The organism is Alteromonas algae, assembly GCF_049117195.1.
Classification (GTDB): Bacteria; Pseudomonadota; Gammaproteobacteria; order Enterobacterales; family Alteromonadaceae; genus Alteromonas.
Genome location: NZ_CP185260.1, coordinates 235,710 through 251,121 on the forward strand (window position 1 = coordinate 235,710; position 15,412 = coordinate 251,121).

12 protein-coding genes are annotated in these 15,412 nt (G+C 44.2%); 9 read left to right on the forward strand and 3 right to left on the reverse strand.

The features are described 5' to 3' along the window. Positions 1–57 precede the first annotated feature (57 nt). Positions 58–921 carry an alpha/beta hydrolase gene (locus ACOJRU_RS01070; RefSeq protein ID WP_421133224.1) on the forward strand — a complete coding sequence of 288 codons (864 nt, stop codon included), beginning with the start codon at positions 58–60 and terminating at the stop codon, positions 919–921. Positions 922–1,285: 364 nt separating this feature from the next. On the opposite strand, the gene ACOJRU_RS01075 is transcribed toward ACOJRU_RS01070, so the two are convergent. After that, a complete protein-coding gene (locus tag ACOJRU_RS01075) occupies positions 1,286–2,287 on the reverse strand; it encodes a LacI family DNA-binding transcriptional regulator (RefSeq protein WP_421133225.1) in 1,002 nt (333 codons plus the stop codon). 235 nt (positions 2,288–2,522) lie between these two features. On the opposite strand from ACOJRU_RS01075, the gene ACOJRU_RS01080 reads away from it, so the two are divergent. From ACOJRU_RS01080 to ACOJRU_RS01115, 8 genes are all read left to right on the forward strand, one after another. Further along, positions 2,523–3,539 carry an aldose epimerase family protein gene (locus tag ACOJRU_RS01080; RefSeq protein WP_421133226.1) on the forward strand — a complete coding sequence of 339 codons (1,017 nt, stop codon included), beginning with the start codon at positions 2,523–2,525 and terminating at the stop codon, positions 3,537–3,539. Between the two features lie 151 nt (positions 3,540–3,690). Continuing rightward, positions 3,691–4,746 (forward strand): UDP-glucose--hexose-1-phosphate uridylyltransferase, encoded by a 1,056-nt coding sequence (locus ACOJRU_RS01085; protein ID WP_421133227.1) that lies wholly within the window; start codon positions 3,691–3,693, stop codon positions 4,744–4,746. Continuing rightward, positions 4,739–5,878, forward strand: coding sequence for a galactokinase (gene galK / locus ACOJRU_RS01090; RefSeq protein WP_421133228.1), 1,140 nt, complete (start codon positions 4,739–4,741; stop codon positions 5,876–5,878). The genes ACOJRU_RS01085 and galK overlap by 8 nt, the downstream gene beginning before the upstream one ends. A 292-nt stretch (positions 5,879–6,170) precedes the next feature. Further along, entirely contained in the window at positions 6,171–7,733 is a 1,563-nt protein-coding gene (locus tag ACOJRU_RS01095; protein ID WP_421133229.1) for a sodium/sugar symporter, read from the forward strand. 202 nt (positions 7,734–7,935) lie between these two features. Next, the gene (locus tag ACOJRU_RS01100; protein WP_421133230.1) at positions 7,936–8,526 is read left to right on the forward strand and encodes a single-stranded DNA-binding protein; all 591 of its coding nucleotides are present in this window, start codon (positions 7,936–7,938) and stop codon (positions 8,524–8,526) included. A 140-nt stretch (positions 8,527–8,666) separates the two neighbouring features. Next, entirely contained in the window at positions 8,667–9,584 is a 918-nt protein-coding gene (locus ACOJRU_RS01105; RefSeq protein WP_421133231.1) for a hypothetical protein, read from the forward strand. Positions 9,585–9,807: 223 nt separating this feature from the next. Beyond that, complete coding sequence (locus ACOJRU_RS01110; RefSeq protein WP_421133232.1) at positions 9,808–11,085, forward strand: alpha/beta hydrolase family protein; 1,278 nt, start codon at positions 9,808–9,810, stop codon at positions 11,083–11,085. 186 nt (positions 11,086–11,271) lie between these two features. Beyond that, positions 11,272–12,360 (forward strand): tetratricopeptide repeat protein, encoded by a 1,089-nt coding sequence (locus ACOJRU_RS01115; RefSeq protein ID WP_421133233.1) that lies wholly within the window; start codon positions 11,272–11,274, stop codon positions 12,358–12,360. 32 nt (positions 12,361–12,392) lie between these two features. Here the strand turns inward: ACOJRU_RS01115 and ACOJRU_RS01120 are convergent, their stop codons facing one another. Both ACOJRU_RS01120 and ACOJRU_RS01125 read right to left on the reverse strand, forming a co-directional pair. Continuing rightward, positions 12,393–14,522 (reverse strand): alpha-galactosidase, encoded by a 2,130-nt coding sequence (locus ACOJRU_RS01120; protein WP_421133234.1) that lies wholly within the window; start codon positions 14,520–14,522, stop codon positions 12,393–12,395. Positions 14,523–14,648: 126 nt separating this feature from the next. Next, positions 14,649–15,398 (reverse strand): SapC family protein, encoded by a 750-nt coding sequence (locus ACOJRU_RS01125; protein WP_421133235.1) that lies wholly within the window; start codon positions 15,396–15,398, stop codon positions 14,649–14,651. Positions 15,399–15,412 lie beyond the last annotated feature (14 nt).

Sequence of the window (15,412 nt, forward strand, 5' to 3'; positions counted from 1 at the left end):
TGTGTTTCAGATTAGGAATTGTAGTTATCGCACCAACGATAAAACAAGGACAGTACTATGATATTGAAAAGATTAGGAGCAATAGGACTAAGTATCCTCGCGCTTTCCTCGTGTGCTATTAATGTAACCTCTAAGGCATTTTTTCATCAAGATAGCGCGCCAACCCCCCTTTTAATGACGACACTACACGCACAAATAAACAGCGATGAAAGTACTGCAGGTATCACGCGTGTAGAATTAATGAATGGCGAAGGAATAACCCTAAGAGGGGTAGCCGTCGCCTACGCAGAACCGGTCGCTAATATTGTCTTTTTTCCTGATAATCGTATGCCGCTAAGCGAAAATAATCGTCTGCTTCACCGCGTGGGAAGCATTCCTGCTAATATTCTATGGATGGATTATCAAGGGGTAGGTAGCAGTGACAAATCGCCTGCATTTCGTATTGATAATGTTAAAGCAGATGCGCTTGTTACTTTTGATTACGTAAAGGGAACGTTTGATAATTCCTTGCCTACCATAATACATGGGCGGGGTATCGGCGCTTACTTCGCAAGTTATGTGGCGGCTAATCGACAGATAGACGGGCTTGTATTAGACGGTGCCTTCAATAATATTTCCGACTATATTGCCAACATGATGCCGGGACTATCTAATTCAATTACAAGCATGCGATTACAAAGCGACGTGCATGATATGCAAATTGCACCGATACTTCGACACTACGACGGCCCATTGTGGTTAGTTGTCGGTGAAAAGGATGTTATTACCCCTCCAGCGGTTAGCGAAGCGCTGTTGGCTGAGTCATTAAGTGCTCACAAGCACTTATCTGTTATTCCAAATGCCCGTCATAAAAATACGTTAATGTCACCTTATGCGGTAGATGAGTATCGTCGATTTCTTCGTCAATTGAATATGCAGTAAGAAGCGCCGTTTCTTCGACCCAATATGCCTGTGGATAAAGTGTGGATTACCCTGTTGTTAACTATGTTAATAGTTATTAGCCTGTACTGATCCCGATCCCGGCAATAACGGGCTGATAGTTAACTTTTGTTAATAAAATCAATAATAAAGCGCATATTGTGTAGGATCGCCGTGTTACCTGAACGTATTTTTCTTTATGATCAGGCTGTTACCTCATTTGGGGATAAATTTTTCATAAACCGATCAAAGCGCTGCGGTTGTCAACGCTTTTTTACTAAGAATTTTTAGAATGAAAGGGGCATCGTGTGAGGGCGCGGCCAGCCAAAAATAGTAAGGCATAAGCCTGTGTTGTTACTGTGACACACTACACCCTAACGATTGAATCTCGCTTCACGACAGTAGGTGTATACTTAAACGTAAGCCCGTCTTCAGGTTTGTTTCCCGAGGCATATTTTAATGCAAGTTCAGCAGCTTTTGCTGCCATCATTTCTATCGGGTAGCGAAGCGTGGTCAATTTTGGTCTGCAATATTTTGCGAGCAACACATCATCATATCCCACGACTGATACTTCTTCAGGAACCGCAATGCCATGGTCTTGTAGCATTGTCATTGCGCCAGACGCCATTGCGTCATTGTACGCAAGCACGGCAGTAAACTTCGCCCCTGTTGCAAGTAAGTTTTGCATAGCAAGTTCGCCACCCTCTTGATCGGGCGTTGCATATTCAATCATGCTATCAGGCAATGAAAGCCCTGCTGCTCTCGTAGCTTCTTGAATGCCCTCAAGACGTTGATTAGGATCGTCAATACGGTATTGGCTACTTATAACTGCTACGTGTTTGTGACCTTGACTAATCGCATGCTCAGCCATTAAACGGCCGCCGGTAACGTTATCTAACCAGACACAGCGGTTGGCTATTTCGGGAATATACCGGTTAATTAGGACGAAGCCGGGAATTTGGTTTGCAAAATCAATAAGGGTCTTATCGTCTAGTGCTTTGCTATGAACGACCATGGCTTCAACACGATGCTCAAGCAATGTCTCTATGGCGCGAAGTTCGGTTTCTTTTTCAATTGACCCCGCACTTAGCAATATTTGCACGTTGTTTTTTCGCGTTACGGTTTCAACACCATGAGCGAGCATGGCAAAGAAAGGGTCGTGTAACTCAGCAAGCACTACACCTAATGAGGCGCTTCGTTTAGTCACTAAAGCACGCGCGTTTGCGTTGGGACGGTATCCCATCTCGACCATTATCTCTTTCACGCGTTGGCGTGTGTCTTTGCCCACTTTAGGCCCGTCGTTAATGACGCGTGAGACAGTGGCGAGTGACACACCCGCAGCTTGTGCAATATCTTTTATCGTAGCCATAAGTACAACAATGAGTAAGTGTTATTAATGCTTGATACGAGTTTACGTAACTACACGTTAAATTCGTACTGAATTTTAAAAAACGGTTACGTCGAGCGTTACGTTGATTGTACAGACTAACGTAAATTAGCTAAAAAACATAAAATTCTTGCTATGTTTTAGGTTGTAACTGGCAAAAGAAAACGTATACCCTTTAAGTCTTGAATGCTTTTGTAATAAGGTCGTTGATAAAAATATGAAAACTAGCACTGCGCACTTTGGCTCGATAGATGGGCAAGCGGTTACTGCTTTTACAATAGAAAACGCGTCGGGTATTCAAGTCACTATTTTAAATTACGGTGGTATTATTCACTCATTATTAATACCGGATAAAAATGGTATGCCACATGAATGCGTATCCTCTTGTACCGACCTTAATGCGTATGTCAAAGACCCAAGCTATCGAGGTGCTATCGTTGGGCGGTATGCTAACCGAATAGGTAACGCAACATTTGCGCTTAACGGGGCAACCTACCCTTTAGACGCGAACGGCGGCGCTCATAACCTTCATGGTGGTATTGCTGGCTTTAATAAAAAAATATGGCACGCTGAAATGCAAGAAGCTAATGACTGCGTAGCACTTTGTTTGTCATTGGTGAGTGAAGACGGGGAAGGCGGCTTTCCCGGAAATGTGAAGATTACGGCTACCTATGAACTTTCGAACGATAATAGCCTTACTTTTCACGTAAAGGGTGAAACCGACAAAGCTACACCACTTAGCATCACTCAACATGCTTACTTTACATTGAGCAAAGCGCCGACAGTAGATAGTACAGAGGTTAAGATTGCCGCCAGTGCAATAACGGATGTCGACGAAACGCTATTGCCTACAGGCGATATATTACCTGTTGCTAACACGCCTTTTGATTTTTCGACACAACGTTTAATTAGCAGTAATCAAGCTTTTACGCACCCAGTATTTGAACGGGTTGGCGGCTACGACCATAATTATATTGTCGATGGCAGTAACGACGATAATCCCCAAGCGGAAGTTTATGCTTCGGATACGGGTATTCATTTAGCACTTTACACGAGCTTACCGGGAATTCAGTTTTACACTGGTGAATTGCACTGCGAAAAACCGTTAGGTGCCTTGTGCCTTGAGCCTCAATATTTTCCAGACTCACCGAATCAAGATACCTTTCCTTCATGTATTGTTTATCCTGACAAACCATACAGTGAGACAATTCGATATGTGTTTGCACTAAAATAAGTTAGCGTATCGCTTGTTACGAAATGTACGTTTTTTTAACATAAAATTTTCTTTGTTTCACAATTGATATATTAGGCTGCTTGCTATACTATTTAGGGTAAACGTTTAACCATCAAGAAAGTGTTTTTCTTGTAAACCATGAGACCGATTAATGGGAACGCCTTTCGACCCTACAAATGACCCGCACCGTCGCTATAATCCGCTACTTGGAGAATGGGTGCTTGTGTCGCCTCATCGTGCAAAGCGTCCATGGCAAGGGCAGTCTGAAGAGCCTTCTACCGAGCAGAAGCCTGCATATGATCCCACATGCTATCTTTGTGCGGGCAATACCCGAGTTAACGGCGAAGTGAACCCACAGTACACCGGTACATTCGTATTTGAAAACGACTTTGCAGCCCTTAAAAAGGACACTGAACAAACAAGTGAAAAGTCAGGCCTATTTCAATTTGAAACCGAGCAGGGCTGTAGCCGCGTTATTTGTTTTTCCCCAGATCATAGTAAAACCCTGCCTGAATTGACGAATGAAGAACGCGTTGAGGTGGTGAATTGCTGGAAAGCGCAAACTAAGGAACTGGGTGAGTTCTACCAATGGGTTCAAGTTTTTGAAAACAAAGGGGCGATGATGGGATGCTCGAATCCACATCCTCATGGCCAAGTTTGGGCACAGCAACATGTACCTTCCGACCCAGCTAAAAAATTGGTTCAGTTACAAGAGTATTACAAAAACCAAGATAGCCCACTGTTGTTAGATTACGCTAGACAAGAAGTTGAGAAAAACGAGCGGGTAGTGTGTAAAAACGACGATTGGGTGGTTGTTGTTCCTTATTGGGCGGCATGGCCGTTTGAAACGTTATTACTGCCTTTGTTCGATGTTCAATCGTTACATCATTTAAACGATGAACAGTCTATTTCCCTAGCCGCTATTATTGGCGATGTTACTACGCGTTACGATAACTTATTTGAGACGTCTTTCCCGTACTCTATGGGGTGGCATAGTGCACCGTTTGATAAAACGTCGCATCCTGAGTGGACGCTTCATGCGCATTTCTTCCCGCCACTACTGCGCTCATCGAGTGTGCGTAAGTTTATGGTAGGTTACGAAATGATGGCAGAAGCGCAACGAGATCTAACGCCCGAACAGGCGGCAGACCGATTGAAAGCACTCTCAACTGTGCATTATAAAAAAAACGAGAGCACTAATGGATAATCGAACCCTATCTTCACATTTTGAACGCCATTTTGGCGAGTCACCGTCGTTTGTTGCTCATGCTCCTGGCCGCGTAAATTTGATAGGCGAGCACACCGATTACAACGGTGGATACGTATTTCCCGCAGCAATCAATTTTGGAACATGGGTTTGTGCCAGCAAGCGCGATGACGACAATATCGTGGTCGTGGCGAATGACTTCGATAATGCCAAAAACCAATTTTCGCTGAATGACATTACGTTTGACGAACAACAGGGGTGGGCGAATTACGTACGTGGCGTTGCTAAAGTATTAGATGAAGCAATGCCTGGCCTTGGTGGCGCAAATCTATTTGTCACTGGTAATGTCCCCCAAGGTGCAGGGCTTAGTTCATCTGCGTCTTTTGAAATTGCTGTGCTGAAAGCACTTAGCGCTCTTTATGATTTGCCGTTAGACGGTGTACAAGCGGCATTACTTGGACAAAAAGCTGAGAATACGTTCGTTGGCTGTTCTTGCGGCATTATGGACCAGCTTATTTCAGCAATGGGTCACGAGGGCAATGCAATGCTTCTCGACTGTCGGTCTCTTGAGATACAGCATTCACCACTTCCCGATACCCACCAAATTGTGATTATAAATTCGAATGTAAAACGTGGCTTGGTTGACAGCGAGTACAACTTGCGTCGCCAACAATGTGAGCAAGCCGCTGAACTCATGGGTGTGAGTTCGTTACGCGAAGCAACGCTCACGTTACTAGAATCGAAGAAGTCTACAATGTCAGACGTGGTGTATCGTCGTGCGCGTCATATATTGACCGAAAATGTACGAACGTTAGATGCATGTGAAGCGCTTAAAAATGGCGATATTGAGACAGTCAGCAGAGCTATGGCGCAATCACATGCTTCGATGCGCGATGATTTTGAAATCACGGTTTCTCCTATCGATTTTATCGTTGAAATTGTTCACGATGAGCTAGGCAAAACAGGCGGTGTTCGTATGACTGGCGGCGGTTTTGGTGGCTGCGTGGTTGCATTAGTGCCTACAGACAGTGTTGATAAGATCAAGGCTACTGTAGAGCAACGCTATGCTGACAAAACAGGCTATCATGCAGATATTTATGTTTGCACGGCAACGCAAGGTGCATTTGCATAATGCATAGCTAAGCAACGTTTATGTAATAAGAGTAAAAATTTAGTGTGTCCCCTATGCCGTATTGATTCTAATACGGCTTTTTTTTGCCATTAACCATTTCGACAAATAAAGTTGGAATGAAACGTGTTAATGAAATATGTTATTTATTAATAATGCTGCTGACAATTCAAAATCACATTGAAAAAAATCAAGACGGTGTGACACGTGAAACCGCACAATAACGAAAAAATTAACGGCGTATTTTATGGCCATCTAGACGCCATACCCCACGCTTAGAACCTAGGGACAAACGATGAAATTAGCCTCTTTAGACATCACGCTTTTTATCTTGTATGTAGTATCGCTGATTGGCATAGCATGGTGGGTGTCACGTGAAAAACAAGGGCACGAAAAAGATACAAACGACTATTTTCTAGCAGGTTCAAGTCTTCCGTGGTGGGCAATTGGTGCGTCGTTGATTGCCGCAAACATTTCAGCGGAACAAATTATTGGTATGTCTGGTTCAGGCTATCAAATTGGATTAGCCATTGCGTCTTATGAGTGGATGGCGGCCATCACTCTCATCATCGTAGGCAAGTATTTCCTACCCATATTCCTTAAGCACAAAATATACACCATGCCTCAGTTTTTAGAGCAGCGTTATGACCATCGCGTGCGTAAGGTTATGGCTATTTTTTGGTTAGGGGTATATGTCTTTGTAAACTTAACCGCTGTGCTGTGGCTTGGCGCGCTAGCTATCAATACTATAGCCGGTGTCGACATGGTGTACGGGATGGTGTTTTTAGGCGCTTTTTCACTAGCGTATTCTTTGTATGGTGGGCTAAAGGCCGTAGCACTCACCGATATTATTCAGGTAGTACTGTTAGTTTTTGGTGGGTTATTTCTTTCTTATACTGCATTGAATTTGATAAGCGACGGTAATGGACCGCTTCAAGGTTTTATTGACCTTACCAATCAGTTACCCGAAAAGTTCGACATGATTCTATCAACCGATAACCCCCATTATATGGATTTACCGGGCATTTCGGTATTGGTAGGGGGAATGTGGATTATGAACCTCTCTTACTGGGGGTTTAATCAATACATTATTCAACGTACGCTAGCAGCAAAGAGTCTTCAAGAAGCGCAAAAAGGCATTGCGTTTGCAGCGTTCCTGAAACTGCTTATGCCTCTTATTGTTGTGTTGCCAGGCATAGCTGCGGTGCTACTTGTGCCTGATTTAGCCAAGCCTGATCAGGCTTATCCTAGCCTGATGACGCTAATGCCAGTTGGATTGAAAGGGGTCATCTTTGCAGCGTTAGTCGCCGCTATCGTTTCATCACTGGCATCAATGACGAACAGCGTATCTACCATTTTTACAATGGACATTTATAAAGATAAGCGTCCAAACGAATCTCAACACCACTACGTTAAAGTGGGGCGCACCGTGAGCGTAGTTGCACTTGTTATAGCCATGATCGCGGCAAAGCCGTTACTTGGGCAGTTCGACCAAGCGTTTCAATATATTCAAGAGTTTACGGGGTTTTTCACGCCGGGGATTTGTGCGTTGTTTGTGTTGGGTATGTTTTGGAAAAATACGACAGCTAACGGCGGCTTAGCGGCGGCTCTTGCCTCGTTCGTACTTAGCATTGTATTTCGACAATTTTGGCCTGAATTGCCCTTTATCGATCGCGTCGGTATCGTTTTCTTACTTTGCGTTGGGCTAGCGGTATTTATTTCATTTTTTGAAAAGAAAGGGGTGCATGAGAATGCGGTTGCGTTAGACGAGGTAGATTTTGGCACAACGAAAGGTTTTAACGTTGCTGCAATTGCCGTCACGTTCTTACTTATCGCGTTTTACAGTGCATGGTGGTAAATACACATGGCCGAGTACCGATACAAACTGCGCCTTGGTTCAGCGGACACGCGAATACCGAATACGTATTATCGCTGAGAAAGAAAAACTGCGTTTTTCGTATGTAAAATACGATATACTGTTCGAACAATACCGATGAACTTTCGTGCTTGTTGCTGCTTATATCAGCTGCAAGCCAATAAATACGTTACAGGAGATATCAATGGCAACGAAAGGCGTTAACAAGGTTATTCTTGTAGGAAACCTTGGCAATGATCCTGAAGTAAGATACATGCCAAATGGCAATGCTGTTGCTAACTTAAGCCTCGCGACAAGCGAAAGCTGGAAAGACCAACAAGGTCAGATGCAAGAGCGTACCGAGTGGCACCGCTTAACCATGTATCGTCGCTTAGCCGAGATCGCAGGGGAATACCTTAAAAAAGGCTCTCAAATTTACGTTGAAGGTAAACTTCAAACGCGTAAGTGGCAAGATCAGCAAGGTCAGGACAAATACACTACCGAAATCATTGTTGACCAAATGCAAATGCTTGGTGGACGTGGTGGCGACGCAGGTGGCGGTAACGGTGGTTACCAACGTCAGCAAGGTAATCAGCAAGGTGGCGGTTATAACCAAAATCAAGGTGGTGGTTATCAGCAGGGCGGTCAGCCTGCACAGCAAGGTGGCGGCTTTAACCAAAACCAAGGCGGCGGTGGTTACAACCAAGCGCCAGCCCAAGGTGGAAGCCAGCCTCAGCCGAAAACACCGCCTATGGCAGAACCTGATTTTGACTTTGACGACGATATTCCGTTTTAGCCGAAGACAAAACCTGAATATTGACAAATGTATCAAAAAGCCGCTTTTTAGCGGCTTTTCTTATTCTAAAAGCCAATATAACGCTGCGATCAGCTGTGCTATTCTGTATTAAATCATCGACCCAAGTACTTAAATTGATTGTGACTACGCCTTTACGCTCATCGTTTTTACTGCTTCTAACAGCAGTGTTTAGCGTGGCTGCGGTAGCCAAATCAACTATTGTATGGCTTCGTCCACCTGAAATTGGAATGGAGGTAGAGGGCACAACCATTGTCAGTGGCGTGCAACACGACATTATGGCGCTAATAGCGTCGCAAACACCCTCTTTCTCTCATCGCTTTGAATCTTACCCGTTAAAACGAAATTGGTCGTTGGTTCGTGATGGCAATACGCCAGATACGGTTTATTGTTTTTACGGCGCCGCCTATAACGAAGCGCGCAGCAAGTGGGGGTATTACACTAAACCAACGTCCCTAGCGCTCCCCTATACCATTGCCAGTAGAGAAGGGGCGCTGAACGACTACGTTGATAACGATGGTCACGTTTCATTACCATCATTGTTTGCGGGCGGTAAAACTACGGTCGTGTATGATGGCATCAAAAACCTTTGGGTGAATAAAGTACTTACATTCGCTGGTTCAAACAATATCGTCCCCATGAATGTATTCGGTAAGGATGTGTTCGAGCATACCCTAGAACTTATTGAGAAAGGGCGTATCGATTTTGGTCATGTTTCAGAGCGAGAGTTATCTTTGATAACGCGTGACCGACGTGCAATGTTATCCGAGTACTCAGTGGTTGAATTAGCAAATGAAGTCAGAGAATTAGATCGCATTTTATGTTCCAAAAACGCCCTTGGTTTAACGGCTACTAAACAGTTAGACAGAGCGCTCGATATCATATCGCAAGACCAAGACCTATCTAAAGAACTCGGCAGTCTAAATTTCTCAATGCTGGGTTATCCAAACACAAGAAAGCCAACTTACCTTCGCTATTGGGACTTGTATTTCCCGATAACACCAGCAGTAGTTAGCGTGAGTCGTAGCGATAAGCAGTAACGGTAAACTACTCATATCAATTCTTTCAATCTCTTTTTTAATGTCTTCCTCGCACCTTATACCCCAAATTAGGTAATCGTTTAACCTTTCTGTCGCTTAAAATGCAACCAATCGATTGTTCTTATTTGTAACAATTAGTTAAAGTAATGCCCCGTTTCTTGCGATGTTGCCGTTAATAGGTAATATGGAGTTGTTTCAATTCGTTAACAAAAAAAGAGCCCTTATGAAAACGTTATCCCTATTGGCTGGTGTGCTAATGGCGTCTGCGCTGCCTGTACACTCTGCGCAAACTTTATATAAAAATTATCCAGCAGATGTTATGCCTGCACTGAGTGAAAGTGGTGAACATCTTGTAGGGGTAAAAACGGTTGAGGTTACTTATCCAGAACCATCAATGGCCATAGACGGTACCATGAAAAAGCGTTCTTTAACGCTAGAGGTATGGTATCCGACAGAGGCTAAGTCTGAAGTAGCAGTTTATAGCGATGAAACACGAAGCGGACAGGTATTTGAAATACAAGCCGACGCGTACCGAGATGCAAACATAAAGGCATCTGATAAAGGCTATCCTGTTGTCGTTATTTCTCATGGTTACACTGGCTACAGAACTATAATGTATTACCTCGGTGAGCACCTTGCATCTCATGGTTATGTGGTCGCGGCAATCGATCATACCGACTCTACGAATAAAGAAGTGAATTTTGCCGAAAGCCCTTACTCGGGCTTTCCGAGCACCCTGTTAAACCGCTCTCGTGACCAAGTATTTACGCTTAATGCCATCGCTGCACACTCGTTCTTCTCTGGCGATGTAGATGAAAGTAAGGCGGGTGTTATCGGATATTCAATGGGGGGATTCGGTGCGGTAAGTACGGTGGGCGGGTGCTATGCATTTAGCAATGAAGCCGCGGCGATGTTCACCGGAGTTAAAGAGCCTGCTGTTGTTGAGCAAATGCAATCGGCACTTAATACGTGTGCTGGCGGTAATGCATCTACTGATGATGTACTTCCTGCATGGAAAGCAGCGCTGGCCTTAGCGCCATGGGGTGGTCAACATCAACTTTTCTCAAGCGAATCGCTTGCTAATATCAAGGTTCCGATGCTTTATATTGCTGGTGATAATGATGATATATCAGGTTACGAAGGCATCCGTTGGTTGTTCGAAAACACCGGCAATGCGCACAGTAAGCTGCTGACCGTAAAGAATGCGCGTCATAATGTTGCGCCTCATCCTGCGCCCGCTGAAGCGTATGGGAATGAATTTGATATAGGCAGTTATTTGGAACCCGCTTGGGATAACCAAAAGCTTAATGCGATAAATGAGCATTTTGCTCTGGCATTAATGAACTGTCACGTAAAAGATATCGCTGAAGCGTGCGATTACCTCGCGGTAGAGGGCAGTAGCGACCAAGCTCCCGTGAATGGTAAAGCGCCTGAGCCATGGTATGGATTTGATAATCGTTGGGCGTTAGGGCTTCAAATGGAAAGTAAAGAAGCAAACTAACGTATTATTTTTAGTGTAAAAAGGCCTCCCTGGGCCTTTTTTTTTGCGTGTTGTTTAGCAAGTCACGCATCACAGTGATACCCGGGTTTACTGATACTCTTTTTTAATTTAGTGCAGTGCCTTGAACTTTATTAATGCAATAAGCACTAATTGCTAGAAAATAAAAAACGTATAAAGGAATATAAATTGAAGACGCAGAAAAACACGTACCTGAATGTCTCGGGTAATAAAACTCACTTCCGAAACATAGCGCTGGCCGCTACGATTTCTCTGTTCTCACTTCACGCTGCTGCGAATGATACGTCATTGTCGACGCTTCAAGCGCACTTTAGTGACGGAGATTATACGTTTGTCATTGATTCGCTTGAGGAGAAAAGCGCTAAGTCGACCAAAGAATACAATTTGCTTATTTCTGCATTGATGAATGAGGATTTAGATGATGCTGAAGAGGTGGCCGAGCAATTTATTGAAGCGCATAGCAACGATTATCGCGCTTATCATATGCATGCAAGCGTGATGGGTGCGCAAGCATCTTCTAGCATTTTTTCTGCGTTGGGCTATGCAGAAAAGGCGAAAACAAGCTTAGAAAAGGCGGTAACTATTGCGCCTGACAAAGTAGAAGTTTATCAAGCGCTAATGCAGTTCCATATTGCCGCACCCTCAATTGCAGGTGGCGATACCGAAGAAGCCAAAAAATTAATAGATAAAATCGCCGGTATTGATGCTACCGAGGGGTTGTTTTCAAGAGCCTACTTTTTGATGTCTGAAGGGGAAAAAGAAAAAGCCGTTGATATTTATAAGACACTTGCTGAAAGTGATAATGAAAAGGCTCGAGCGTTATCAGATTTAGGTAATCATTACCTTCAAGATGAAGATTATAAAAATGCCTTTGAAACGTTAATGCCGTTTATGACAATGAATATTGCTGAGGTAACTGATAAAACTTCTTCTGAGTGGGATGCATATGAAAGAGACGTGTTCAATGTGCTTTATGGACAGTATCGTCTGGGGCTTGCAGCAGTGAAAAGTGGTGAACAAGCGCAGATTGGTATACGTGCGTTGACGCAATATCTTGAAGCGGTAAAGGTTACTAACATCGATACTGCTGACTTACCAAGTACGAATTGGGCCAATTTAAGGCTGGCAGAATTGCTGATGAATAACAGTCAGTTAGCTGAGGCGAACGACGCCTTGATGTCGATAAATTCCAGTAATAGTGAACGGTTTAACAAAATCCTTAAAGGTGTGAGGAAATCATTAAAAAAGCGAGCTTAATAAGCTCGCTTTTTTAGAACCTAGAGGTGCTTTTATCGCGCTTTAACTGAGTAAATGAGTGCGGTTTGCGGGAACAATACAGGTAACTGCATACCGTACTTCATTAATGCCTCACCGGTGAAGGTTTTACCGTCTATCTGTTGCAAAATAGAGGGGGTGTACTCTTTTAATGTTTCAGGCCACACGCGTTCGAGCGTGTAGGTTTTGTTTTTATCAAGGCCTGCGAAGTAGAAGCGTGTTGGAGTAGTACGTAATGTCTCTTTAACGCTGTTATACGCAAAGATGCCTTCATTTTTGTCTTTGGAAACATACCCAAACTTCACGTTAAGACCGTCATCATCCAGTCTAAATACATCACCAGTATGGGTTAAATGACGGTATTGCTTGTACAGCGCTATGGCTGATGTCAGCGTTTTCTCTTCATGTTCAGTCAGTTCCCGCGGGTCCATTTCTATCCCCATATGGCCAAACATGGACACCGCTGAACGCAATTCTATAGGAATGTTTCGTCCGGTTATGTGACAGTCGCGAGGGCCTACATGTGCTCCCATTACTTCTGAAGGGAAAAAGTAAGAAAAGCCGCGCTGTATATATAGACGGTCTAGTGCATCGTTTGAATCAGATGTCCAAAAACGGTCAGTATGAGGCAAGATACCAAGATCTACACGACCGCCGCCGGAACAACAACTTTCTATTTCAACGCTAGGGTGGGCCACTTTTACTCTATCGATAAGTGCGTAAAGTGCAGCCATTTGACCATGCATTGCCGGTTTGCCCTGCAGATTGCCCGGATGGTTAACATCGCGGTTCATATCCCATTTGATATAACTAATTTTCGGGTATGCACGCAGGACATCGGTAATAACCGTGTATAGGTATTCAACTACCTCTGGGTTTGTCAAATCAAGCACGTACTGGTTTCTAAATGGGACCTGTGCGTTATTTTGTGTGTGCAGTGCCCACTCTGGGTGTGCACGATATAAGTCGCTATCAGGGTTTACCATTTCAGGTTCAAACCAAATACCAAACTCCATTCCCAGCCCCGTTACATGGTCTATTAACCCGTCTAGCCCTTCTGGATAAATCTCTTCATCTACAAACCAGTCGCCAAGGCCTGCTTTGTCGTGACGTCGACCTTTAAACCAGCCGTCATCAAGTACAAAACGCTCTATCCCTAACGGCGCTACCTTGTCAGCTAGTGCTTTAAGCGTGTCTTCGTTATGGTCGAAGTAAATACCTTCCCACGTGTTGTAATGTACAGGGCGAGGCTTAGACTCAGCGCTGTGCTGTAAAATGTTGCTACGTATATATTGGTGAAACTGCTGTGAAAGCGACGAGAAGCCATCACTACCAAAGCCGGTGTACAATAAAGGTGTGGTATAGCTTTCACCTTTAGAAAGTACGACTTCACCCGGGAATAAGAGCTCGCCAAACTGCACATAACTTCTTCCATCTGCCATCAGCTCTGCACGCAATTTGTGATTAGCTGATGCGCCTAGGTGGTAGCCATAGCATTCACCGTTAAGCTCGCCTGTGCCTTGAGGGAAGGCAATTAAGCCTGGAAAGGTGTCGTGTGAGGTTTTACCGCGACGGTTTTCTCTTACATAACTGCCAAAAAAGAGGTCGTGATCGGTCGTTTGAAATTCAGCCGACCACCTACCCTCAAAGGTTTTTATTTTATTAACCCATGTTGGAAGCGGCAGGCTAGCTGCATTTAAATAGCCAAGGTGAAGCGCTGTGTCGCCGGTATTTTCTAAACGAGAAGAAAAAGATGCCACGGTAGTATGGGCGTCTAAGCTCACCGTGGTAACTAGCCGCATGCGCCTGTGTTCGTCTTCGCCAATAAACGTTACCGACGTGCCGCTTTGCTTTGCTTCTACAAGACTAAAACCGGCTGACCATTGATCGTTATCGCCAGATACTTCAAGGCCAGGTTGTCCGGTCCAACCCTCACCATGCGTAGGCACCAAGCTAATAGGAGGCTCAATAACCGGGGCGCATTTGGCTTCTTGGCGGGTATTAAGTAATGCAAGCATCTCTGGTGTTGTGTCGTCGCTAAGGGGAACACCGTAGTAAATAAGCGTCGGCATCGCGCCTTGGCAATCAAAAATAAGCGTCGCTTTATCATTAGACAGGCGAGTGAAAGAAGGGAGTAATGACATGCTGTCCTCAAAGAAAAATAAAGTGTTAAAAATGGCGTTATCTGGCTTTACGTTTTAAGTGCCAATAATAACTATCTGTATCGCTGCACATCTCAGGCAATGCGCAGCGTACACATATGCCGTCTGCTATTCGCTAGTCACAAGCTTCATTCCCACCTTTTTGATGGGGTTATCGGTACCTTGGGTAAGTTGTACAAGGCGGTTGTATTGTCGTAGCGACAACATCATTGCATTGATAGCTAACAAGAGCCCTTGGCTATGTAAATCGAAAACTTGCTCGGCGGTCAGCGAGGCGAACTGTGATTCATTAATGGTGAGAAGGTCGCTAATAATCTTTGTTGTGCCATCTTCAAAATGCAAAGTTACATCCAATGGCGACAGTAAATCTAACGAATCTAGAATAGAGAGAAACGACGCAGATTGCTGTTGTCCTGTTACCAAGTCAGCGAGCATCGATTGATAGCGTTTCAATAGACCAGTCGCTTCTCCGTCACTTGCAAATAAGCGGTTGGCTTGGTTACTACCGGCGCTCGAAAACCTAACCGACGATGTGTCTATTAGCATTGAAACACCGTTATCTTCAATAGCGTAGTTAAATGGATAGCACTGAATGCTTAGTGGTACTGCATGCCCCATCCATTTGTCACCGTTGCAAAATACATTGCCAAATTCTTCAAAACCTACCACCGTAGCTAGACTTCGTGTATTGGTTGATACATCGGTGGTGACAACAAGAGGCATACAGCCGCTTATACTCGCTATTTCGTTAAAACCTACCGTTACTACATTAAAGTGCTTAGCGTGTGAAAAACTATCATCGCTATCAAGTGTTGCAGCGCTGTGATCGGATTTATCTAACAAGGTGTAATTAGGCATAAAATAATTGCTCA

Coding starts and splice junctions, on each gene's coding strand:
- ACOJRU_RS01120 (WP_421133234.1), bottom strand. CDS start 14,522: ATGTCATTACTCCCTTCTTTCACTCGCCTGTCTAATGATAAAGCGACG.
- ACOJRU_RS01095 (WP_421133229.1), top strand. CDS start 6,171: ATGAAATTAGCCTCTTTAGACATCACGCTTTTTATCTTGTATGTAGTA.
- ACOJRU_RS01125 (WP_421133235.1), bottom strand. CDS start 15,398: ATGCCTAATTACACCTTGTTAGATAAATCCGATCACAGCGCTGCAACA.
- ACOJRU_RS01110 (WP_421133232.1), top strand. CDS start 9,808: ATGAAAACGTTATCCCTATTGGCTGGTGTGCTAATGGCGTCTGCGCTG.
- ACOJRU_RS01085 (WP_421133227.1), top strand. CDS start 3,691: ATGGGAACGCCTTTCGACCCTACAAATGACCCGCACCGTCGCTATAAT.
- ACOJRU_RS01070 (WP_421133224.1), top strand. CDS start 58: ATGATATTGAAAAGATTAGGAGCAATAGGACTAAGTATCCTCGCGCTT.
- ACOJRU_RS01080 (WP_421133226.1), top strand. CDS start 2,523: ATGAAAACTAGCACTGCGCACTTTGGCTCGATAGATGGGCAAGCGGTT.
- ACOJRU_RS01100 (WP_421133230.1), top strand. CDS start 7,936: ATGGCAACGAAAGGCGTTAACAAGGTTATTCTTGTAGGAAACCTTGGC.
- ACOJRU_RS01075 (WP_421133225.1), bottom strand. CDS start 2,287: ATGGCTACGATAAAAGATATTGCACAAGCTGCGGGTGTGTCACTCGCC.
- galK (WP_421133228.1), top strand. CDS start 4,739: ATGGATAATCGAACCCTATCTTCACATTTTGAACGCCATTTTGGCGAG.